Consider the following 21,108-nt stretch of genomic DNA (forward strand, 5'->3'; position numbering starts at 1 on the left):
GGCACGCAATCTCATAAGAAATCAAATGCCTGAAAAGTACCAGCAGCTGTTTTTACTTGACGCTGCACTTATGCGGCATGACTCTACATGAGTTCTTACACTTTCCCAATCAGTTTTTCATCATGAAACATTCCAGAGTCCTCATCCTCGGTTCAGGGCCTGCGGGTTACACCGCAGCCGTCTACGCAGCGCGCGCCAATCTCAACCCGGTATTGATCACCGGCATTGCGCAAGGCGGCCAGCTCATGACCACCACCGAGGTCGACAACTGGCCCGCCGACGTGCATGGCGTGCAGGGGCCCGACCTGATGCAGCGCTTCCTGGAGCACGCCGAGCGCTTCAAGACCGAGATTATTTTTGACCACATCAACAAGGTCGACTTCAGCAAACGCCCCTTTACCCTGACGGGCGACAGTGGGACTTACACCTGCGACTCGCTGATCATCGCCACCGGTGCCTCCGCCAAATACCTGGGCCTGGAGTCGGAGACGGCATTCATGGGCCGCGGCGTTTCCGGCTGCGCCACCTGTGACGGCTTCTTCTACCGCGGGGAAGAGGTCTGCGTGGTGGGTGGCGGCAACACCGCCGTCGAAGAGGCACTGTATTTATCCAACATCGCCAGCAAAGTCACGCTGGTACACCGCCGCGACAAATTCAAGGCCGAAGCCATCCTGATCGACAAACTGCACGAAAAAGTGGCCGCGGGCAAGATCGAGCTCAAACTGCACCACACGCTGGAGCAGGTGCTCGGTGACGCTTCAGGGGTGACCGGCGTCCGCCTGAAGAGCACAAACAGCGATGCCTCGCAGGACATCACCCTCAAAGGCTGTTTTATCGCGATCGGCCACCAGCCGAACACAGACATCTTTGCAGGGCAGCTGGAAATGAAAGACGGCTACATCATCACCAAAACCGGCCTGCAGGGCTTTGCCACCATGACCAGCGTTCCGGGCGTCTTCGCTGCCGGCGATGTGCAGGACCATATTTACCGCCAGGCAATTACCAGCGCCGGAACAGGCTGCATGGCGGCGCTGGATGCCCAGCGCTTCCTGGAACAAGGCTCCTGAAAACCAGAGGAAGCGCTGACTTCCTCTTTTTGTCTCTTTTTTCCAGCTCTTTTGCCGCCCTGCCGAGGCTCTCAATCGGCAGAATTGGACCAAATCAGTTTTCAGGCTATAATCTATGGCTTAGCTGAGCATTTGCAGGTCTGTCTCGTGCAGATTTACCCTTTGCCAGCATCCGATTTCTAATTTTTTACGGAGAGTGCTCATGGCACGCGTCTGTCAGGTAACGGGCAAAGGCCCGATGGTGGGAAACAATGTTTCTCACGCAAACAACAAAACCAAGCGCCGGTTCATGCCTAATCTGCAGTACCGCCGCTTCTGGGTCGAAAGCGAAAACCGCTGGGTGCGCCTGCGCATCACCAGCGCCGGTCTGCGCTTGATCGACAAAAAAGGCATCGATGCAGTCCTGGTGGACCTTCGTGCCCGCGGTGAAGTCTAAGGAGAAGCATCATGGCTAAAGGCGCACGCGAAAAAATCAAGCTGGAATCGACTGCCGGCACGGGTCATTTCTACACGACCACCAAAAACAAGAAAACCACGCCCGACAAGATGCTGATCATGAAATTTGATCCCAAGGCACGCAAGCACGTGGAATACAAAGAAATCAAGCTGAAATAAATAGTTACGAGTCCGTGCCTAGTTAAAAACTACCCGCTCGGTCGGCACATCCAGATAAAGGACACCTCGGTGTCCTTTATTTTTTGGGATTTAGAAAACAAAACTCCCACCAATTAAGCAGGTTGCTACGCGGCTTGTTTGAATCCTGTCGAAATCTGGTCCACATAAGCCTAGCTGTGGTTTAAGTCTTACCACCAAGGCGGCACATCACGCACAGCGCCACAACGCAATCATCTGGCAAGCCAAATCCGCAACCAACTCAGGCTAACTCCAAGAGCAGAGTCATCGACGGAACTTTATAGACTATTTTCCAAATAGGGCCAGAAGGTTATGACGCCGGTTGCCGCTGCTGCGCAAGCCGCAATTAACACGCCGCCGGCGGCAAGATCCTTTGCGCATTTGACTGCCAATGAATATTGTGGCGACACAACATCGCAGAGCGACTCCACTGCAGTGTTCATGGCCTCTGCCATCCAAACCATGGTCATCGCACCAATCAGCCAGCGCCAATCGCCGGCGTCCACTCGGCACCAACCGGCCAGCCCCGTCACTAGTATTGTGGCGATGAGATGCAGCCATGCGTTGTGCTGTGTTTTAAGCATCAAGGCAATCCCCTCGAAGGCATAACCAAAGCTCTTGAGGCGTGCGACCAGAGTGAATCGTTGCGCCGCGCGGGCATGAGGGACTTCTTTCATTTCCCATCCTTCCTGTTTACCAAGCGCCAAGCCTGGGCAACACATGAACGTCGAACGGTGCACACCTGCATAACCTGCAACCCATACAAGCAGCCCCATACCGTGGCCATCAAAATACAGCAACCCATCACAGCGCGCCGGCCGGCTCTAGCGTCACACAGGTGCGCCCAGCAAGCGGAATCTGCAAGCACACATTTCCCATGCCATCAGCCAGAACCTGCGTCAGGCATGCGCCTGTGACCCGATAAGGTGCCAACGGACGCAAGCCCGACACGCCCAAGCTCTTAATGCCATCACCGGCTCCGCCGTACAGCACCGCTTGCAAAGAGCTGCTTACAGCATCGGAGTGCGCAGCTGCAACCAGCACATCGGGATAGGACAGGGGTTCCAATCTGGGACCTTTTGATGGAAGCGGGTTACTGATCAGGTTTCGAAAGCTGTCGCGCCCTCCCGAGTGCGCCATCAGCTCGACACCATGCGCCCATACCGAGGCCTTATTCCTGTGGGCGACCCCGTGACTGAGAGTAGTTGGACACTCGTACTCCAGGGCATCCATGCAGTTTTGATACACACACTCATCGCCCAACTCTGCCGCCGCCAAGGCCGTCGCTGCGTAAGCACTCCCTCTTGAGAAACCATAGTTTCCCGTATCGATGGGCCAGAATTCACTGCGTCGAAGTCGCTCATGACTATCGAACATCTGACGTCTCAACAACAGCCATTGGCGACGCGCCAGGTCAGGTTCCAGCGCATTCAAAAAGTAGCAGGGCATCGCCAGGGGCATTGCGCCACCAATGGCGGGCAAGGCCAATCCCGTGTACGTAGAACGGCATGGCACGTAGCGACCCATGCCATCCAGAAACTCCGCGTCCAGATGCCGGCGAAACTCTGGCGCGTGACCGGCCCATTTCATCTGACCGTACTGCGCATCGTGGGCACGCAATGCCGCGGCTCCCATTGTGTTGCACAGGGGATAGACCCAGTTGGGCTCGCAGGCCATCAAATAGAAGGGTGAACGTTCGTATTCTTTTTCCAAACTGGACAGCAAGGACTCAAAACTGTGTTCGTAGCGTTTTCCGTTCGGATGCACCAGCGTAAAGGCACCTTTTTTCGAAAACTCCTGACTTCCTGTGCTTGCCTGGAACAAGGCCATCTGCAGCGCCACGAAGCCCGTGTACATGATGTTTTCACGGGCAGCAGGGTCGGAGTTCCACCGCAAGTTTCCCCATAGATTTTCCAGCGACCAGTAGGCCCATGCGCGATGCTGTGTCTGCTTGTTCAGCAACCTGCTTTGCGCGTCGCTCATGTACCCGCCTAACGCAGGCGTGAAGCGTGCCTGCGTCAAGGCAATGCCATAAGCCAGAAAGTTGACTTGATACCGAAGCGCCGCCGTCTGAAATTGATCGCGTTGCTCGAATCCCGAAAATTCATCGAAAGGTTGCAGAGCCCGATCGAGTGCGAACCTCAGACGACGCAGATGCGCCAAAGACATTTCCGGTTTTTGCCTTGATGATTGGGCTGTGAAGATCACGTCCAATCGAGCCATTTGTCGAACTAGGTAATCGTTATCGATGCGCCTTTGCCGGCCTGAGAACATAAACCAGGCCAGCATCAACAGGCAGCCCGCCGCAGCAGACAGCGCGAGCACGCAGTACACATTAAGAACCACACCTGGCTGAATTGCACCATGGCTCATGCTCGCGGCCCAAAACGCCGAACCGAGCCAAACAAGCGGAGGCAGCAACACATTGCCCGTGCCAAACCAGACCAACAGCGCAAACGCCAAGGCACCAACCGAGCACAGCCAGGCGGCTATATGACCTATGCCACGGCCTGTGCAGATATCGGCGTGCGCCAGAAATCCGCCGCCCGGCACCATCAACCCCAAGCCGAAAATCTGCAAGCCATCCTGATGCCCGAAAAGCAGCAAAGTCGAGCCGCCCGCAACGAGCAGCAGATACAGTTTTAAAAGTCGGACAGTCTTTCTTGTCGTTACCGGACCGAAAATTCGTGTGTATGGCGGAAGAGCAGCGACGCTACGGATTGAACTCACAGACCGACCTTTCTTCGAAATGAAAACACCAGGTTGATGCACTCGGCTTTCGATAGGTGCAGTCTGATACGCGCCTGTGAGGTCTTGATGAACTGTATGAAGTAGGTGTGAAGTCGACCGCCAGACGATCAATTACGCTGCATCGACCCAATAGCCCGTTTTGAGTTGCGGGTGTGTGAATCTGCATCAAGGGTGCGCCGCTGTTTCCGCGATTCTTGCCTCGAGTATTGGCAAACAGCCGGTTTCCTGGAGGAAGAACCTCAAGCACTACGACCTGCCGTTGGCAGCGTTTGGCTCGTCAGTGGGCGCGACCACCAGCTGTCGAATGTGGGGACAGCGCTTTCACCTCGAGAGTGTGTCAGGTTCAGCGCAATTCACGTGAGAAGGCTCTTCTGTGTGCAGAAGATGACGAATCTCGAACGCCCTGATCAGTGCGCTGGTAGCGACCCTACCATTACCAAATCTTGGGGCGCTCGATCATGGAACTCGTACCTTGCGCCGAACAATAAAAAACCGCTCCTGGATTTCTCCGGAAGCGGCCTTGAAGTTTCGACCGGGTGACCAGGTCGGATATGTAGCGTCAGGTCAGGTGCGGGCAGCCCGCAGCTTCATCGAGAATTCGCGCAAGGCGGCGATACCGCTTTCCTCAGCACGGTGGCACCAGGCCTGCAGGTCCGCAGCCAGCTGCTCACGGGAAGCGGAAGTGGTCAGCCACATCTGGCGCAGTTCTTCCCGCATGGTGACCATCTTGTCCAGCACGGGGTGTTCGGCGCGGGCCTGCGCCAGCTGGGGTTTGGCGGCGGCCGGCACCTTGTCGTCATCGCGGTGCAGCCAGCGATTGGCTGCGCGCAACACGGACACGTCGGCTTTCTTGGCCTTCAGCACTTCGAGTTCGGCCCTGCCGGCGCGGCGCAGTTCGCGCGCGAAACCCGCCATGACTTCGTAGCGATGGGCGATCAGGGCTTCCAGGGTTTTTTCATCTGCCACAGGCTGGATGGAACCCAGCTGGAGCTTGGGCGGGACCTTCTTGACGGAGGCCAGGCCTACTTTTTCCATGGCACGGATATACACCCAGCCGATGTCGAATTCGTAGGGCTTGACCGAGAACTTGGCCGATGTCGGGTAGGTGTGATGGTTGTTGTGCAGCTCTTCGCCGCCAATCATGATGCCCCAGGGCGAAATGTTGGTGCTGGCATCAGGCGCCTCAAAATTGCGATAGCCCCAATAGTGGCCAATGCCGTTGATGATGCCGGCTGCGGTCACGGGGATCCAGGCCATTTGCACGGCCCAGACAGCCAGGCCTGCAGCACCGAAGAGCGCCAGGTCGATGATCATCATCAGGCCCACGCCCTGCCAGCTATAGCGGGTGTAGACGTTGCGCTCAATCCAGTCATTGGGCGTGCCGTGGCCGAACTTGGCCATGGTTTCCTTGTTTTTGCTTTCGGCGCGGTACAACTCGGCGCCTTCCCAGAAAACCTTCTTGATGCCGTAAGCCTGCGGGCTGTGCGGATCTTCAGATGTTTCGCACTTGGCGTGGTGCTTGCGGTGAATGGACACCCACTCCTTGGTGACCTGGCCCGTACCCAGCCAGAGCCAGAGGCGGAAAAAATGCGAAGGAATCGCGTGCAGGTCCATGGCGCGGTGCGCCTGGTGACGGTGCAAGTAGATGGTGACGCTGGCAATGGTGATATGGGTGGTCACCAGCGTGTACAACACGATTTGCCACCAGCTGGCGGCAAGCAACCCATTGGCAAGCCAGTCGAGGGCCGCATCAAACAAGATCATAAAAATCCTTTAAACAATCCGAAGCAGTCGCCCATCCAGATGTGTCTCCAGGCGCTGCAAAAAATAACCACTTATTGTAAGGCGATCCCCCACAAATACCAAGTCACTTTCGGCACAGGATCCAAGGTCAAAACAGTGCGAAAAATCACGAATGAATATGTAACTTCGGCCTATCTGTCGTCTTTTGTCGCCAAAAATATCACGACTTTTGCCATACTGCTGCGAAAAACCCGTCCGTCTGATGCAGGTAAGGCCAGAGCCGAAGGTAGGGTCCGCGGCAGAGCTTTTCCGCGTGTTCCACCCCCAGATGAGTCAACAAGGGCCCTGTTTCAAGGACGTTGAACTCTTTATTCGCCTCACTGAAGGCTTCAGCGATGGCTTCGTTTTCTTCACGCAAAACGCTGCAGGTCGCGTAAACCAGGCGTCCGCCGGGCTTTAGAAGCCGCGCAGCGCTCTGCAAAATGGCAGCTTGCTTGGCCCTGAGCTCTTCAATCGCCTTGGGCGTCTGCCGCCATTTGAGGTCAGGATTGCGCCGCAGGGTGCCCAAGCCCGAGCACGGGGCGTCCACCAGGACCCGGTCTATCTTGCCAGCCAGACGCTTGATCCGGTCGTCACGCTCATGGGCAATGGCCACCGGATGAACATTGGAAAGGCCGCTGCGCGCCAGCCGCGGCTTGAGCGCATCCAGCCGGTGCCCCGACGTATCAAACGCATAAAGGCGCCCGGTATTGCGCATGGAAGCCCCCAGGGCCAAGGTCTTGCCACCTGCCCCGGCACAGAAGTCGACCACCATCTCACCGCGCTTGGCATCGACCAGCAGGGCCAGCAGCTGCGAGCCTTCATCCTGCACTTCAATGGCGCCACGCGTAAAGGCATCCAGTTTGCCCAGCTGGGGCTTGCCGTCGGCAATGCGCAGGCCCCAGGGCGAATACGGTGTTGCTACGGTTTTGATAGCTGCTTTCGCAAGCTCCTTCTGGACTTCAGCCCGTTTGTCCTTGAGCGTGTTGACGCGCAAATCAAGTCCGGCCGGTGCGTTCAGGCTCTCGACCAGCGGCCAGAAATCGTCGCCCAGCTGCTCTTTCAACGGATCAACCAGCCACTGCGGGAGGTTGTGGCGATGCAGCTCCATCAGGTCCGATGGTTTGACCTGGTCGCAACGCGCCAGCCAGTCTTTTTCCTGGTCGGTCAGCGCACCCATAAGAAAGTCGCGGTCCGCTGCGAAACCAAGAATCGCAAGACGCCGCTCCGGCGCGCCGCTGCCATGCTGGGCCAGATAGGTATAAAGATTTTTCTTGCGCAGAACACCGTAAATCGTTTCCGCCACGGTGGCGCGTTCACGCGGGCCGAGGCGATAGTCGCGGAAATAGCGCGACACCACCATGTCGGCGGGATGATCAAATTTGAGGACCTGCTTGAGAAGCTCGGAACAACTGTCGAGTAAGGCTTTAGGATGCATAGCCTCCATTGTCCCACCGAGCCACCGCGCAATATTTTTAAACCCTGATCCCTCATGCCAGAAGCCACCGCACACGCATTGCCTCCCCTGATAGAAACCCCGCCCGGTCTGTACCGCCACTACAAAGGCATGCTGTATGAGGTAGTCGGCACCGTGCGTCACAGCGAAAGCCTGGAGCCCATGACTCTGTACCGCGCGCTCTACGGCGAAAAAGGGCTATGGGTGCGGCCTGCTGGCATGTTTAATGAAGAGGTCGTGATCGACGGGGTGAAACAACCGCGATTTGCCCGGCAACCTGGTTAAGCACCGCATCCCCAATAAAAGAAACGGCGACCGCCGCGCCGGGCCGCCCCAAGCAAGGCCAGCCCCTGTCTCATAGGAAAGGGGCAGCGAACGCCGAAGGCACGTAGCGGCGGAGCGTGGGGGCCATCTCACCGATAATCATGGGTTATGTCCGAAACCCAAGCTTCCACTGAAATCGAAAAACAGGTCAAGCGCCGCCGCACGTTTGCCATCATCTCCCACCCCGACGCGGGTAAAACCACGCTGACCGAAAAGCTGTTGCTGTTCTCGGGTGCAATCCAGATCGCCGGCAGCGTCAAGGCCCGCAAGGCTGCGCGCCACGCCACCTCCGACTGGATGGAGATCGAAAAGCAGCGCGGCATCTCGGTCGCGAGCTCGGTCATGCAGATGGAATACCGCGACTGCGTCATCAACCTGCTCGACACACCGGGCCACCAGGACTTCTCCGAAGACACCTACCGTGTGTTGACCGCCGTGGACGCCGCGCTGATGGTGATCGACGCGGCCAACGGCGTTGAGCCGCAAACCCGCCGCCTGCTGCAGGTCTGCCGCGCGCGCAACACGCCCATCCTGACCTTCGTCAACAAGATGGACCGGGAGGTGCAGGATCCGATGAGCGTGATGGACGAGATCGAGCGCGAACTCGGCATGACGGTCATTCCCTTCACCTGGCCGGTCGGCATGGGCAAACTTTTCCATGGTGTCTACGACAGGCGCGAAGACCGCATGCGCGTCTTCAGCCCCGGCGAAGAAAAAGCCGGCGGCGACGATGAAATCCTGGCTGGCCTGGACAACGCCGAAGCCGCCAAGCGTTTTGGCGCCGAATACGCACAGGCACAAGGCGAAATCGAGCTGGTGGCCGGTGCCACGCCTGAATTCAACCGCGCCGAATTCCTTGCCGGCAAACAGACGCCCATGTTCTTCGGCTCGGCCATCAACAACTTCGGGGTGCAGGAAGTGCTGGACGCGCTGGTCGACCTGGCACCCGCACCCGCCGAACGGGAAGCCATCCAGCGCGTGGTGCACCCCGAAGAGAAAAAATTCTCCGGCGTGGTCTTCAAGATCCAGGCCAACATGGACCCGGCCCACCGCGACCGCATCGCGTTTTTGCGCGTGGCCAGCGGCGAATTCACCCGCGGCATGCGCCTGAAGGTGGTGCGCAGCGGCAAGGAGCTGCGCCCCAACACCGTGGTGAGCTTCATGAGCCAGCGCCGCGAGCTGCTCGACACCGCCTTCGCCGGCGACATCATCGGTATTCCCAACCATGGCGTGCTGCAGCTGGGCGACACGCTGACCGAAGGCGAAGCGCTGCAGTTCACCGGCCTGCCCTTCTTTGCGCCTGAAATGTTCCGCGCCGTCGAGGTGGCCGACCCGCTGCGCAGCAAGCAGCTGCGTGCCGGCCTCACGCAGCTGGGTGAAGAAGGCGCGATCCAGGTGTTCCGCCCGATTGCCGGCTCATTGCTGCTGCTGGGCGCTGTCGGCCAGCTGCAGTTTGAAGTGGTGGCTCACCGCCTCGAACATGAATACGGCGTCAAGGCCCGCATCATGGGCAGCAACTTCAACCTGGCCCGCTGGGTGACGTCCGAGGACCCGAACGAGCTCAAGAAATTCATGGACGCCAACGCCCACCGCGTGGCGCTGGATGCGGTCGATGCGCCCACCCTGCTGGTGGACCACAGCGCCACCCTGCGTGCCGTGGAGCAGCAGTGGCCCAAGATCAAGTTCCATGCACTGCGCGAGCACGCCGGGCTGGTTTTCCAGTCAAAAATGTAAGAACTTTTGGCCTGCAGGCCAATCAAGACTTGCGCAAGCAGCTATAAAATTCATAGCAACCGAGCGCGCATCCTGAAGCCCCGGCCTATTGGGCCTTGAGGAAGTCGCCCACTTCCAGCAAGATCAGTTCGTTGTCGTCCGCCTTGTTGGGTTCGCGGCTGCTGGAAAACGGCAGGTTGTTGTCGTTGCCCACCACGATGTGTGTGGCGTCCACCACGTCCACGTTTTCAATGGTGAAGAACGGGAAGGTCAGCACGCCGTTGTTCAGGGGCTTGCGCGCCAGCTTCGCCGGGTCGGCAATGGCCATCAAATCGATGTAGCCGATCTTGCGCAACGCACCGCCGGCATTGGCGTCGCTCAGCTCCACCTTGTAGACACGCTTGAACTTCGCAATGTCGTGGAAGCAGTCGATGCGTTTCTGACCTTCCGGGCAAGCCTTGTCGGCCGTGCCTTCGCCGTTGTCGCGCTCAATGATCAACCCGGTCGTGCCATCGATCATGTTGAAGTCGCCGATCGCGTGGCTGTTGCTCTCCAGCATGTATTTCCAGTGGCGGCCCGTCCAGGATTCGCTCTTCACGTCAAACTCCAGCACGCGCAGGTAGTCCTTGCCGCCCACGTTTTCATTGCCTTTGATGGCGGCGTCATACAGCGCGCCCTCGAGCAGCGCATACAGCTTGCTGCCGTCTTTCGAAGCTGCCATGCCTTCAAAACCCTTGGAGCGGCGAACCTGGAAATCCACCGCGCCGCCCGGCACGCCGGGAGTTGTCACGGCCGGATGGTCGGGCGAACGCACGGCCTTGCCGTCGACCAGCGTGTCAAACACCGCCAGCACTTTGCCCTTCATGTCGGCCTTGATCAGGAAAGGGCCGAACTCGTCGCCAATCCACAAGGCGCCACCGGCGAACTGGAAGCTTTCGGTGTCAAAGTCGCTGCCCGTGAGGTAGCGCTGCTTCGTGCCTTCATGGACGATGCGAAACGGCACTTTTCTATCGGGATCGTGCAGGAAAATCGTTTCCAGCCGCTTCAAGGCGCCGCCCTTGAAATCGACCTTGTAGCGGTTCAGGTACAGCATGGCATCCGGCGAATTGGCTTTGGAGCCAAAGCCGTTGTCGGTCAGGATCCAGAAGCTGCCATCGGGCATTTTCTTGATGCCGGAGTGGCCTTGCAGCGGCTGGCCCTTGAAAGGCACACTCACACCCGTAGGCCTGCCGGCAGACAGGCCTTCCACCGTGCCCAGCGCTTCCGTGCGCTTGCCATTGGTGAACTTGCCGCTGACCTGCAGGTCCTGCGGCGCATCTTTGGGCGCGGCAATAAATGATTGGGCAGGTACCACCACATGGCCGGCCAGTGTGGCCGGAAAGGCGGTCTGGGCTTGCAGCGGCGCAGCCAGCGCAACGGCTGCCAGCGCAGGAAAGATGGCTTTGAAGACAGATTTGAATGCGGGGCGCCGGTTGGCGGCAAAACGGGAAGAAGGCATGGGCAATCCACTGTTGATGAAAAGCGGATGGTGGCCAACGCATGTGACGCGCTGATTACACACAGCGCCCCCGCGTCCGCATCGGGTGTTTGCACGGCAGGGCTACGGCCTTCCGGGCAGGCCGTTTTTTGCAATAAGCTATACAGATGTATCGAACGGCAAGCCTGCGTGGTTTTTTCCTGATGTTGCTCTGCGCATTCTTCGGCGCAGCCCATGCACAGGTCTTTGACCGCCTGTACGAAGACAGTCCCACAATCACACTGGCCCAGCCGCTGCAATGGGTCGCGGTGCCCAAGGATTCCATCGAGTCACCTGATGCCTTGACGGCTGGCGATGCCGCAACCGGGCCGTGGAACTTTCAGCCCTATACAGACGACTCCATCCTTCCCACCTCGAACACGCAAGACGTCTGGGCCAGTTTTTCACTGCCGGCCACCGAAGCCCTGCAGACCTGGTACATCCGGATGCCGGGCCAGGCGATCTTCAAGGCGAGCCTTTTTTCGCGCAACCCGCAAGGCGGCTGGCTGGTCCAGTCCGCGGGCGAAGCGATTGCTCCGGCCGCATGGGCCTTGCGTACACGCGTGCCGAGTTTTGAACTGCAAACGCGCGGCGACGGCATGCAGACCTACTACCTGCGCTTTGAGCACCGCAGGGCCATCACGGCGCGGCCCATGCTGCTGTCGCCCATTGAGTACATCGACGGCGCGTCCCGGGTTGGCGTGGTGATCGGATTGATGTGGGGAATGTTCAGCCTGCTGGCCTTTCTGTGCCTGGCCGCGTTCGTCATGGCGCATAACAAGGTATTTTTGTGGTTCGGCGCCGTCGTGGTCACGCTCATGTTCACGCAGCTGGTGCTGATCGGCTATGGCGGCTGGCGCATCTGGCCGCACAGCGCACACCTGAACCAGGTCATGGGCTGGGTGCTGTCCTCGGTGAGCATGGCCGCCGGTGCATGGTTTTGCACCCAGGCCAGTTATGCCAAGAGCGGCTACCCGCGCATACACCGCCTGCTGCTTATCGTGGCGGCGGGCAGCCTGTTCATGGCCTGCCTGATGGCTGCCAGCCAGAACCTCGTGCCGCGAGATCTTCGCAACCTGTGGCTGGCGTTTTCCACCCTGGCCATCATGGGAAGCCTCTTGTGGATGTCGTTGCGGGGACAGACCTGGAACCTTCTCATCCTGCTGGGCGCCGCGCCCATCGGGCTGGCCGCGCTGGCCCGGCTTTCCTACAACGCGGGCTGGGTCTGGAATGTTGAAGCGGCACAGGCAGCCGGTGTCCTGTCGGCAATGATCGGCCTGCTCTGGGTTTTCCTCGTGCTGGCATGGCGCAGCCGGGCCGCACTGTTTGCCAACCACCGCAGCGCCGCGCTGGCGACATACGACCCGGCCAGCGGGCTGATGTTGCCGCGGATCATCGACGACAGGCTGCCGCCCATGCTGCTGCGCGCCCGGCGGCAGAAGTCGGCATTCGGCGTATTGATGTTGCGCTGGCTCGACCAGGCCCCGAGCCATGACGCGGCAAGCGACCAGAAGCGCGGTGCCGCACTTTCCCGCATCGGCGAAATCCTGCGCGGGGCAGCACGCGACGTGGACACCGTGGTTCGCCATGGCGAAAACGACTTCATGATGCTGATCGAAGGCCCGGTCAATCGCACCACCCTGTCCGAAGTTTCAACCAAGATCCTGGCCGACTGCATACGCGCATCGGAAAAGCTGGGCGAGGCCAATGCCTTTAACCTGCACGTCGCCCTCTGGCATGACACGCCCACCGCCCAGACAAGCGCTCAGGAAGTCGTTGAAAGGCTCAAATCCCGCCTGCACCAGATGGCCTCCGGAACAAAGCGCTATGTGCAGTTTGTCGACTCACCGAGCGATACAGTAAGTGCCGCGGGAGAAGACGTGAGCCGTCGGGAAGACCTGCTGGCCAAGATCAACGAAATTGAAATTTCACACCCGGCCCTGGCCAGCGAACAGGCTTCAGCCCCGGGCCGCTGACACCCTGGTGGCAGATTCAGGCGCCCTGGCCACAGGCAAGGGCAGCGCCGTCTTGTACCTGACCTGCTTGAGCGCAAAGCTCGAGCGTATCTTCTCGATGCCCGGAATCGGTGACAGTTGCTCCAGGATGAACTTCTCCAGCGCACCGATATCGGCCACAGCCACACGAATCAGGTAGTCGCTGTCGCCCGACATCAAATAGCACTCCATCACGTCGTCGTGCTCGGCGATGCGCCGTTCAAAGTCGGCCAGCGACTCCTTGCTTTGCGTGCGCAGACTGATGGAGATGAACACATTCAGACCCAAACCCAGCGCCGCCGCGTTGGCAATGGCCACATAGCGGTCGATCACGCCGCCGGCCTCCAGCGCCTTGACGCGGGCCAGGCACGGCGAAGGGCTCAGGTGCACGCGGCGCGCCAGCTCCACGTTGGTCAGCGAGCCATCCCGCTGCAACTCATCCAGAATCTTCAAATCAAGGTTATCGAGCTGCATCATCTTCAAAATTGATTATTTGCAGCATTTTATGCTTTTAAATGGCCTCTTACCCCGATATTGAAGCAACACCTTCCGGATGAATCTGCGTAAAGTGATTGGTGCCATGAACGATTCCACACCCCACCATTTACTGATGCAGGCCGCTTCTTACACCGATCCGTCCGCTGACCCTGACCCGCAGGAAACCGCCGAATGGCGCGAGGCGTTTGAAGCCCTTGCCCTTACGCAGGGCCCGGCCCGCGCACGCGAAATGCTGCACGAGCTGAGCCGCGTCGCGCGCAAGCAGCGCATCGGCTGGCAGCCCGAACTGGCCACGCCTTACGTCAACACCATTGGCGTAGACGAGCAGCCCGTGTTCCCCGGCGACCTGGCGATGGAAGAGCGCCTGGCCTCGCTGATGCGCTGGAATGCGCTGGCGATGGTCGTGCGCGCCAACCAGGCCGAGACCGGCGGCTCGGCCGAACTCGGCGGCCACATCGCCAGCTACGCCAGCGCAGCCGACCTGTTTGAAACCGGCTTCAACCATTTCTTTCGCGCACGCGAAGGCATCGGCCAAATTGACGGTGTTAACCAGCACCGCGGCGACCTGGTGTTCTTCCAGCCGCACAGCGCACCGGGCGTTTATGCGCGCGCTTACCTTGAAGGCCGCCTGGATGAGAAAGACCTGGGCTTTTACCGCCAGGAGTTGACCGCCCCCAGCCAGGGCGCGCAAGGCCTGTGCAGCTACCCGCACCCTTATTTGATGCCGGACTTCTGGCAGTTCCCCACGGGCTCCATGGGCATAGGCCCCATCAGCTCGATCTACCACGCGCGCTTCATGCGTTACCTCACGCACCGCCGTCTGCTCGATTGCACGGGCCGCAAAGTCTGGGGCGTGTTCGGCGACGGCGAGATGGACGAGCCCGAATCCATGAGCGCGCTGACCCTGGCCGCGCGCGAAGGGCTGGACAACATGGTCTGGGTCGTCAACTGCAACCTGCAACGGCTCGACGGCCCAGTGCGCGGCAACGGCCGCATCATCGACGAGCTCGAAAAGCTCTTTGCCGGCGCCGGGTGGAACGTCATCAAGCTGGTCTGGGGCAGCGACTGGGACGGCCTCTTTGCGCGCGACCTGACGGACGCATTGGCCAAAACTTTTGCGCAGACGGTGGACGGCCAGATGCAGACCTTTGCCGCCAAAGACGGGCGCTTTAACCGCGACAACTTCTTCGGCCAGAACGCCGAACTCGCGCGGCTGGCCCAAGGCATGACAGACGAGCAGATCGACCGCCTCAAACGCGGCGGCCACGACTTGGTGAAGATTCACGCCGCTTACGCCGCGGCGGCCAGCCATCAGGGGCAGCCCACGGTGATCCTGGCGCACACCAAAAAAGGCTACGGCATGGGAAGCGCCGGCCAGGGCAAGATGACCACGCATTCGCAGAAAAAATTCGACGGCGAAGAGCTGATCGAATTTCGCAACCGCTTCAATTTGCCACTGTCTGACGAGCAAGCCAAAAACCTGGCCTTCTACAAGCCCGCGGCAGACAGTGCCGAGATGCAATACATGCACGCCAAACGCGCAGCACTGGGTGGCTATTTGCCGCGGCGTGAAACGGCGGCCGACATCGTGAACATCCCGCCCCTGCCCTCTTACGCGCAGTTCGCGCTGGCCGCCGACGGCAAGGAAATGAGCACCACCATGGCCTTTGTGCGCATGCTGGGCGGCTTGCTGAAAGACGCGGCGCTGGGCCCGAAGATCGTGCCCATCGTGGCCGACGAGGCGCGCACCTTCGGCATGGCCAACCTGTTCAAGCAGGTGGGCATTTACTCCAGCGTGGGCCAGCGCTATGCGCCGGAAGACATCGGCTCGGTGCTGAGTTACCGCGAGGCGCTCGACGGCCAGATCCTGGAAGAAGGCATCAGCGAAGCCGGTGCCATGGCCAGCTGGACGGCCGCAGCCACCAGCTACAGCGTGCACGGCCTGGCGATGCTGCCCTTCTACATTTATTACTCGATGTTCGGCTTTCAGCGTGTGGGCGACCAGATCTGGGCCGCCGCCGACCAGCGCGCCCGCGGCTTCCTGCTGGGCGCAACTTCGGGCCGCACCACGCTGGGCGGCGAAGGCCTGCAGCACCAGGACGGTACCAGCCACCTGATCGCCGCGACCATTCCCAACTGCAAGGCCTATGACCCGGCTTTCGCGGGCGAGCTGGCCGTGATCCTGGACCACGGCATGCAGGAGATGATGGTCGAACAAAAAGACGTCTTCTACTACGTCACGCTGATGAACGAGAACTATGCACAGCCTGATCTGCAAGCCGGCTGCGAGGCGGACATCATTCGCGGATGCTATCAATTCAATAGCTGGTCGCGCGCATCCTTATTGCCCCACAGCCCTGAAACATCTTCAAAAAAGGCTCAAAAAGTCGTTTTATTGGGCTCGGGAGCGATCCTGACCGAGGTGATCAAGGCTGCGCAGCAGCTGGCCACGCAGGGTATTGAGGCCACGGTCTTCAGCGTGACCAGTTGGAGTGAGCTGGCGCGTGATGGTGCAGCTTGCCAGCAAGAGGCGATCAATGACGGCGCTGTGACTGCGCCCTTCATCGCACAGCAGTTACAAAGCAGCACCGGCCCCATCGTGGCCGCCACCGACTATGTGCGCGCTGTACCGGAAAGCATTCGCGCCTTTGTGCCCGAAGGCAGGCGCTACCTGACCCTGGGCACCGACGGCTTTGGCCGCAGCGACACACGCGCCGCGCTGCGTGAATTTTTCAGCGTCGACGCGCAAAGCATCGTCAAAGCAGCGCTGCACATGCTGAACCAGAAGTAGGCCGACGCGCGAAAACCCGCGCGCAGCAAGCCGCGCGCGGGCTCGGGAAAGAAACGCCGGCTTACTTGGGCAGCAGCACCTTGTCGACCACGTGGATCACGCCGTTGGACTGGTACACGTCGGCGATGGTCACGGTGGCCCAGCCGCCTTTTTCGTCGGTCACCGTGACCTTGCCGCCAGCCGACTTGGCCACCAGCGTGCCGCCGGCCACCGTCTTGATCGAGGCCATGCCCTTGCCGTCGGCAATCATCTTGCTGATGGCTGCAGCATCCCACTTGCCGGGCACGACGTGGTAGGTCAGGATGCCGGTGAGCATTCCCTTGTTCTCGGGCTTGAGCAGGGTGTCGACTGTACCGGCGGGCAACGCGGCGAAAGCCGCGTTGGTGGGCGCAAACACGGTGAACGGACCCGGGCCTTTGAGCGTATCGACCAGGCCCGCAGCCTTGACGGCGGCGACCAGCGTGGTGTGGTCTTTGGAATTGACTGCGTTGTCGATGATGTCCTTGCTGGCCAGCATGGGCGCACCGCCCACCATGACCTGGGCGAAGGAGGGAACCGCCGCGAACGACAGTGCCAGGGCCACGCCGATGGAAGCGAGTTGGTGTTTTGTCTGCATGTGGAATCCTTTGGAAGGTGTTGAATCACGAAATTGAACCTCAGCCGGAATCACGAGGATTCAAGCGGCTGTGATGAATACGGAGCGAGTGCTCCGGTGGATTCAAAACAGATGAGGGATCAACACCTTGCAGGGCGCATCACTGACAACAATGGGTAAGCAGCGACCGCTGGCAGCGGCCGCAGATCACAGTTCAGGCGGCGCGTTCGAAGAAGGCACGCACCGCCTTCGGATAGATCAGGTGCTCCTGCGTGAGCACGCGCGCGGCCAGCGCCTCGGCCGTATCTCCCGGCAAGACCGGCACCACGGCTTGCGCCAGTGTCTCGCCATGGTCGAGCTCGGCGGTCACCTGGTGCACCGTGGCGCCTGCCACCGTGCAGCCGGCATCGATGGCGCGCTGATGCGTGTGCAGACCGGGAAAAGCCGGCAGCAGCGAAGGATGAATGTTGATGAGCCGCCCGGCATAGTGCGCAACAAATCCCGGCGTGAGGATGCGCATGAAGCCGGCCAGCACGACCAGTGCCGGCGCATGCCTGTCGATTTGCGCCATCAGCTCGGCATCAAACGCCTCGCGTGACGCATACGCGGTATGCGGGACCACGGCCGTGGCAATGCCCATGCCCCTGGCCAACTCCAGGCCGCCGGCGCTTGCCTTGTTGCTGATGACTGCGGCCACCTGCACACCCCACCGGCTGCGCCAGGCTTCTTTTTCAGCGGTGCGGGCGATAACCGCCATGTTGGAGCCGCCGCCCGAAATCAGGATAACGATGTTTTTCTGCGCAGTTGCCATAGCCCTCTAGTTTAGAACGCGGCAGATAGCAGTTCACAGGAGCCCGCCGCCCGCAACGGCACGAATGTCCCAACTGAGAMATAAAATTGCGAACGACCGTGCTAAAAATAGAAAATCGACCGTAGACATACCTGCCAACCGGCCTGGAGACATTCACCATGGATTTAGCTTTCACTCCTGAAGAACAGGCCTTTCGCGAAGAGATACGCGCCTGGGTTCACACCAACCTGCCCAAGGACATCTCGCACAAGGTACACAACGCCCTGCGCCTGAGCCGTGACGACATGCAGCGCTGGGCCAAAATCCTCGGCAAGAAAGGCTGGCTGGGCCACGGCTGGCCCAAGGAATTCGGCGGCCCGGGCTGGAACGCCGTGCAAAAGCACTTGTTTGAAGAAGAGTGCGCACTGGCCGGCGCGCCGCGCGTGGTGCCCTTCGGACCGGTGATGGTGGCGCCCGTCATCATGGCATTTGGCAGCCCCGAGCAGCAAAAACGTTTCCTGCCCGGCATCGCCAGCGGCGAAGTGTGGTGGAGCCAGGGCTACAGCGAGCCGGGCTCCGGCTCGGATCTCGCATCCGTCAAATGCCGGGCCGAGCGCCAGGGCGACAAATACATCGTCAATGGCCAGAAGACCTGGACCACATTGGGCCAGTACGGCGAATGGATCTTCTGCCTGGTGCGCACCAGCACTGAAGGCAAGCCACAAACCGGCATTTCGTTTTTGCTGATCGACATGAAGTCGCCCGGCGTGACAGTGCGCCCCATCGTGCTGCTGGACGGCGAGGCCGAGGTCAATGAAGTCTGGTTCGACAACGTCGAGGTGCCGGCCAACAACCTGATCGGTGAAGAAAACAAGGGCTGGACTTACGCCAAGCACCTGCTCAGCCACGAACGCACCAACATCGCCGACGTCAACCGCGCCAAACGCGAGCTGGAACGCCTCAAACGCATCGCCAAGGCCGAAGGCGTCTACGACGACCTCCGCTTTCGCGACGAGATCGCCAAACTAGAGGTCGACGTGGTGGCGCTGGAAATGCTGGTGCTGCGTGTGCTGTCGGCCGAAAAGTCGGGCAAGAACTCGCTGGACATCGCCGGCCTGCTGAAAATCCGCGGCAGCGAAATTCAGCAGCGCTACAGCGAGCTGATGATGCTGGCCGCCGGCCCCTTCAGCCTGCCCTTCATCGAAGAAGCCATGGAAGCCGGCTGGCAGGGCGACTTCCCCGGCGGCCTGCCGGGCGACGCGCCGCTGGCGTCCACTTACTTCAACATGCGCAAAACCACGATTTACGGCGGCTCCAACGAAGTGCAACGCAATATCGTCTCGCAAGTCGTTCTCGGCTAAATCTGATTCAAAGGAACACATCATGGATTTCGATTTCACAGACGACCAGGAACAGCTGCGCGACGCCGTGCGCAAATGGGTCGACAAGGGCTACGACTTTGAGCGCCGCCGCGGCATCGCCAAGGCGGGCGGTTTCTCGCGCGAGGCCTATGGACAGATCGCCGAGCTGGGCCTGACCGGTCTCTACATACCCGAAGACGACGGCGGCCTGGGCATGGGCCCCGTCGAGGGCATGGTGGTGATGGAAGAGCTCGGGCGCGGTATTGTGCTGGAGCCTCTGGCCCAGACATTGATTGCCGGCGGCGTGCTGTCGAACTACGCCCCCGAAGCTGTCAAGGCGGCATGGCTGCCGAAAATCGCCGCAGGTGAAAGCCTGGTGGTACTGGCCTACCAGGAACGCGCCGCGCGCTACGACTTCAAAAAATGCGAGGCAAATGCGGCTGCAGCCGGCGATGGATGGGCGCTAACAGCTATCAAAAGCATAGTGCCGGCCGGTGACAAGGCCGATGCCTTTATCGTCCCTGCCATGGCCAATGGCAAGCTGGCGCTGTTCCTCGTTGAGCGTGCGGCAGCCGGCGTGACAGCCACAGGCTACGGTACGCAGGACGGCGGCCGCGCTGCCGAAGTGACACTGAAAAACGCCCCCGCCACTTTGATCACCCTGGACGGCCTCACGGCCTTGGCCCACGGCATCGACATCGGCATTGCCGCCACCTGCGCCGAAGCCGTGGGCGTGATGGACAAAACATTGGCCATCACCGTCGAATACATGAACACCCGCAAGCAGTTCGGCGTGGCCATCAGCAGCTTCCAGGCGCTGCGCCACCGCGTGGCCGACATGAAGATGCAGCTGGAGCTGGCGCGCTCGATGAGTTACTACGCATCCCTCAAGCTCAACGCCCCGGCCGACGAGCGCACACGGGCGTTGGCGCGCGCCAAGTACCAATTGGGCGTGTCGATGCGCTTTGTGGGCCAGCAGGCGGTGCAGTTGCATGGCGGCATCGGCGTGACGGACGAATACATCGTGAGCCACTACTTCAAGAAGCTCACGCAGCTGGAGATGACTTTTGGCGATACGCTGCATCAACTCGGCGAAGTGTCGAGCCGCATGCAGGAGACGGCTGGCGTATTTGCCTAAAAGTAGCGCTCCCCCCCGAAGCGGCCTGCGGCCGCCTCCCCCTCAAGGGGGCGCCACTGGCGGCCCGGCGAAGCCGGTTCCGCGGTGACACTGGACCTCGCACGTGACCGCGTCAGGACGCGTCAGGCGTGCAAGCGTGAGGTCTTGGGAATATGCGCCATCAAAAACTCCATCTGGTCCGCCAGGATGCGGCGGTTGCGCAGGATGAAGTCTTCCCAGAGGCTGGGCACATAAGGCGTGTAAAGCAGCGGCATGTGGGCCTGCTCGGGCGTGCGGCTGCTTTTGCGGTGGTTGCAGGCGCGGCAGGCGGTCACCACGTTCATCCAGGTGTCTATGCCTTTTTGGGCAAACGGAATGATGTGCTCGCGCGTCAGGTCTTCTTCATGGAAATGCCCGCCGCAGTAGGCGCACACATTGCGGTCACGGGCGAAAAGCTTGCCGTTGGTCAGGCCCGGCTTCAGGTCAAACGGGTTGATGTTGGGCACGCCCTTGGTGCCGATGATGCTGTTGACGGTGATGATGGACTGCTCACCCGTGATGGCGTTGTGGCCGCCATGGAAGGTGACGACCCGCGCGCCCATCTCCCAGCGCACCTCGTCGGCCGCGTAATGCAACACGGCTTGTTCAAGGCTGATCCAGGATTGCGGCAATCCCTGGGCTGAGAGCTTCAAGACCTTCAAAACGAACCTCCATCATGGT

At 60.2% G+C, this 21,108-nt stretch carries 18 protein-coding genes; 9 read left to right on the forward strand and 9 right to left on the reverse strand.

The features are described from left to right. Positions 1 to 122: 122 nt before the first annotated feature. The 3 genes from trxB to rpmG all read left to right on the forward strand — a co-directional run bounded on the left by trxB (position 123) and on the right by rpmG (position 1,682). Positions 123 to 1,067, forward strand: coding sequence for a thioredoxin-disulfide reductase (gene trxB / locus AC1D13_RS16715; protein WP_457279492.1), 945 nt, complete (start codon positions 123 to 125; stop codon positions 1,065 to 1,067). A gap of 202 nt (positions 1,068 to 1,269) precedes the next feature. After that, the gene (rpmB, locus tag AC1D13_RS16720; protein WP_293403299.1) at positions 1,270 to 1,503 is read left to right on the forward strand and encodes a 50S ribosomal protein L28; all 234 of its coding nucleotides are present in this window, start codon (positions 1,270 to 1,272) and stop codon (positions 1,501 to 1,503) included. A gap of 11 nt (positions 1,504 to 1,514) precedes the next feature. Then, positions 1,515 to 1,682, forward strand: a complete 168-nt coding sequence (rpmG, locus tag AC1D13_RS16725; protein ID WP_007863188.1) for a 50S ribosomal protein L33 — start codon at positions 1,515 to 1,517, stop codon at positions 1,680 to 1,682. A gap of 296 nt (positions 1,683 to 1,978) precedes the next feature. On the opposite strand, the gene AC1D13_RS16730 is transcribed toward rpmG, so the two are convergent. The 4 genes from AC1D13_RS16730 to AC1D13_RS16745 all read right to left on the reverse strand — a co-directional run bounded on the left by AC1D13_RS16730 (position 1,979) and on the right by AC1D13_RS16745 (position 7,671). Further along, complete coding sequence (locus AC1D13_RS16730; protein ID WP_457279493.1) at positions 1,979 to 2,377, reverse strand: diacylglycerol kinase family protein; 399 nt, start codon at positions 2,375 to 2,377, stop codon at positions 1,979 to 1,981. Positions 2,378 to 2,504: 127 nt separating this feature from the next. Further along, entirely contained in the window at positions 2,505 to 4,430 is a 1,926-nt protein-coding gene (locus AC1D13_RS16735; RefSeq protein ID WP_477689950.1) for a linalool dehydratase/isomerase domain-containing protein, read from the reverse strand. Between the two features lie 585 nt (positions 4,431 to 5,015). Further along, on the reverse strand, positions 5,016 to 6,215 hold the full coding sequence (locus AC1D13_RS16740; protein WP_457279495.1) for a DesA family fatty acid desaturase: 1,200 nt from the start codon (positions 6,213 to 6,215) through the stop codon (positions 5,016 to 5,018). A 199-nt stretch (positions 6,216 to 6,414) separates the two neighbouring features. Then, positions 6,415 to 7,671 (reverse strand): RsmB/NOP family class I SAM-dependent RNA methyltransferase, encoded by a 1,257-nt coding sequence (locus AC1D13_RS16745; protein ID WP_477666176.1) that lies wholly within the window; start codon positions 7,669 to 7,671, stop codon positions 6,415 to 6,417. Positions 7,672 to 7,725: 54 nt separating this feature from the next. Here AC1D13_RS16745 and AC1D13_RS16750 point away from each other — a divergent pair, with 54 nt between their 5' ends. Then, positions 7,726 to 7,974 (forward strand): DUF1653 domain-containing protein, encoded by a 249-nt coding sequence (locus tag AC1D13_RS16750; RefSeq protein ID WP_457279497.1) that lies wholly within the window; start codon positions 7,726 to 7,728, stop codon positions 7,972 to 7,974. Between the two features lie 147 nt (positions 7,975 to 8,121). Next, positions 8,122 to 9,747, forward strand: a complete 1,626-nt coding sequence (locus AC1D13_RS16755) for a peptide chain release factor 3 (protein ID WP_457279498.1) — start codon at positions 8,122 to 8,124, stop codon at positions 9,745 to 9,747. An 85-nt stretch (positions 9,748 to 9,832) separates the two neighbouring features. Here AC1D13_RS16755 and AC1D13_RS16760 read toward each other — a convergent pair whose 3' ends face one another. Beyond that, positions 9,833 to 11,224: an esterase-like activity of phytase family protein gene (locus AC1D13_RS16760; RefSeq protein WP_477689951.1), complete on the reverse strand. Its 1,392-nt coding sequence runs from the start codon at positions 11,222 to 11,224 to the stop codon at positions 9,833 to 9,835. A 146-nt stretch (positions 11,225 to 11,370) separates the two neighbouring features. Between AC1D13_RS16760 and AC1D13_RS16765 the strand changes: the two genes are divergently transcribed. After that, a complete protein-coding gene (locus AC1D13_RS16765) occupies positions 11,371 to 13,218 on the forward strand; it encodes a 7TM diverse intracellular signaling domain-containing protein (protein WP_477666174.1) in 1,848 nt (615 codons plus the stop codon). On the opposite strand, the gene AC1D13_RS16770 is transcribed toward AC1D13_RS16765, so the two are convergent. Then, positions 13,201 to 13,710, reverse strand: coding sequence for an Lrp/AsnC family transcriptional regulator (locus tag AC1D13_RS16770; protein ID WP_457279501.1), 510 nt, complete (start codon positions 13,708 to 13,710; stop codon positions 13,201 to 13,203). The two genes, AC1D13_RS16765 and AC1D13_RS16770, sit on opposite strands and share 18 nt — an antisense overlap. A gap of 106 nt (positions 13,711 to 13,816) precedes the next feature. On the opposite strand from AC1D13_RS16770, the gene mdeB reads away from it, so the two are divergent. Then, a complete protein-coding gene (mdeB, locus tag AC1D13_RS16775; RefSeq protein ID WP_477689952.1) occupies positions 13,817 to 16,525 on the forward strand; it encodes an alpha-ketoglutarate dehydrogenase in 2,709 nt (902 codons plus the stop codon). Positions 16,526 to 16,586: 61 nt separating this feature from the next. Here mdeB and AC1D13_RS16780 read toward each other — a convergent pair whose 3' ends face one another. Both AC1D13_RS16780 and purN read right to left on the reverse strand, forming a co-directional pair. Continuing rightward, positions 16,587 to 17,141, reverse strand: coding sequence for a fasciclin domain-containing protein (locus AC1D13_RS16780; RefSeq protein WP_477689953.1), 555 nt, complete (start codon positions 17,139 to 17,141; stop codon positions 16,587 to 16,589). A 193-nt stretch (positions 17,142 to 17,334) separates the two neighbouring features. Next, a complete protein-coding gene (purN, locus tag AC1D13_RS16785; RefSeq protein ID WP_457279504.1) occupies positions 17,335 to 17,931 on the reverse strand; it encodes a phosphoribosylglycinamide formyltransferase in 597 nt (198 codons plus the stop codon). A 158-nt stretch (positions 17,932 to 18,089) separates the two neighbouring features. On the opposite strand from purN, the gene AC1D13_RS16790 reads away from it, so the two are divergent. Both AC1D13_RS16790 and AC1D13_RS16795 read left to right on the forward strand, forming a co-directional pair. Next, complete coding sequence (locus AC1D13_RS16790; RefSeq protein WP_457279505.1) at positions 18,090 to 19,271, forward strand: acyl-CoA dehydrogenase family protein; 1,182 nt, start codon at positions 18,090 to 18,092, stop codon at positions 19,269 to 19,271. 22 nt (positions 19,272 to 19,293) lie between these two features. Further along, positions 19,294 to 20,409, forward strand: coding sequence for an acyl-CoA dehydrogenase family protein (locus AC1D13_RS16795; protein WP_477666173.1), 1,116 nt, complete (start codon positions 19,294 to 19,296; stop codon positions 20,407 to 20,409). A gap of 122 nt (positions 20,410 to 20,531) precedes the next feature. Here AC1D13_RS16795 and AC1D13_RS16800 read toward each other — a convergent pair whose 3' ends face one another. Next, positions 20,532 to 21,089 (reverse strand): HNH endonuclease, encoded by a 558-nt coding sequence (locus AC1D13_RS16800; protein WP_092128654.1) that lies wholly within the window; start codon positions 21,087 to 21,089, stop codon positions 20,532 to 20,534. Positions 21,090 to 21,108 lie beyond the last annotated feature (19 nt).

It is taken from the genome of Polaromonas sp. P1_E12, assembly GCF_056405975.1.

Bases quoted from the DNA above. Each gene is read 5' to 3' on its own strand.
- AC1D13_RS16750 (WP_457279497.1), top strand. From the start codon at position 7,726: ATGCCAGAAGCCACCGCACACGCATTGCCTCCCCTGATAGAAACCCCG.
- AC1D13_RS16770 (WP_457279501.1), bottom strand. From the start codon at position 13,710: ATGCAGCTCGATAACCTTGATTTGAAGATTCTGGATGAGTTGCAGCGG.
- AC1D13_RS16730 (WP_457279493.1), bottom strand. From the start codon at position 2,377: ATGAAAGAAGTCCCTCATGCCCGCGCGGCGCAACGATTCACTCTGGTC.
- AC1D13_RS16755 (WP_457279498.1), top strand. From the start codon at position 8,122: ATGTCCGAAACCCAAGCTTCCACTGAAATCGAAAAACAGGTCAAGCGC.
- AC1D13_RS16740 (WP_457279495.1), bottom strand. From the start codon at position 6,215: ATGATCTTGTTTGATGCGGCCCTCGACTGGCTTGCCAATGGGTTGCTT.
- AC1D13_RS16765 (WP_477666174.1), top strand. From the start codon at position 11,371: ATGTATCGAACGGCAAGCCTGCGTGGTTTTTTCCTGATGTTGCTCTGC.
- AC1D13_RS16790 (WP_457279505.1), top strand. From the start codon at position 18,090: ATGGATTTAGCTTTCACTCCTGAAGAACAGGCCTTTCGCGAAGAGATA.
- trxB (WP_457279492.1), top strand. From the start codon at position 123: ATGAAACATTCCAGAGTCCTCATCCTCGGTTCAGGGCCTGCGGGTTAC.
- rpmB (WP_293403299.1), top strand. From the start codon at position 1,270: ATGGCACGCGTCTGTCAGGTAACGGGCAAAGGCCCGATGGTGGGAAAC.
- AC1D13_RS16760 (WP_477689951.1), bottom strand. From the start codon at position 11,224: ATGCCTTCTTCCCGTTTTGCCGCCAACCGGCGCCCCGCATTCAAATCT.
- AC1D13_RS16795 (WP_477666173.1), top strand. From the start codon at position 19,294: ATGGATTTCGATTTCACAGACGACCAGGAACAGCTGCGCGACGCCGTG.
- AC1D13_RS16745 (WP_477666176.1), bottom strand. From the start codon at position 7,671: ATGCATCCTAAAGCCTTACTCGACAGTTGTTCCGAGCTTCTCAAGCAG.
- AC1D13_RS16780 (WP_477689953.1), bottom strand. From the start codon at position 17,141: ATGCAGACAAAACACCAACTCGCTTCCATCGGCGTGGCCCTGGCACTG.
- purN (WP_457279504.1), bottom strand. From the start codon at position 17,931: ATGGCAACTGCGCAGAAAAACATCGTTATCCTGATTTCGGGCGGCGGC.
- mdeB (WP_477689952.1), top strand. From the start codon at position 13,817: ATGAACGATTCCACACCCCACCATTTACTGATGCAGGCCGCTTCTTAC.
- rpmG (WP_007863188.1), top strand. From the start codon at position 1,515: ATGGCTAAAGGCGCACGCGAAAAAATCAAGCTGGAATCGACTGCCGGC.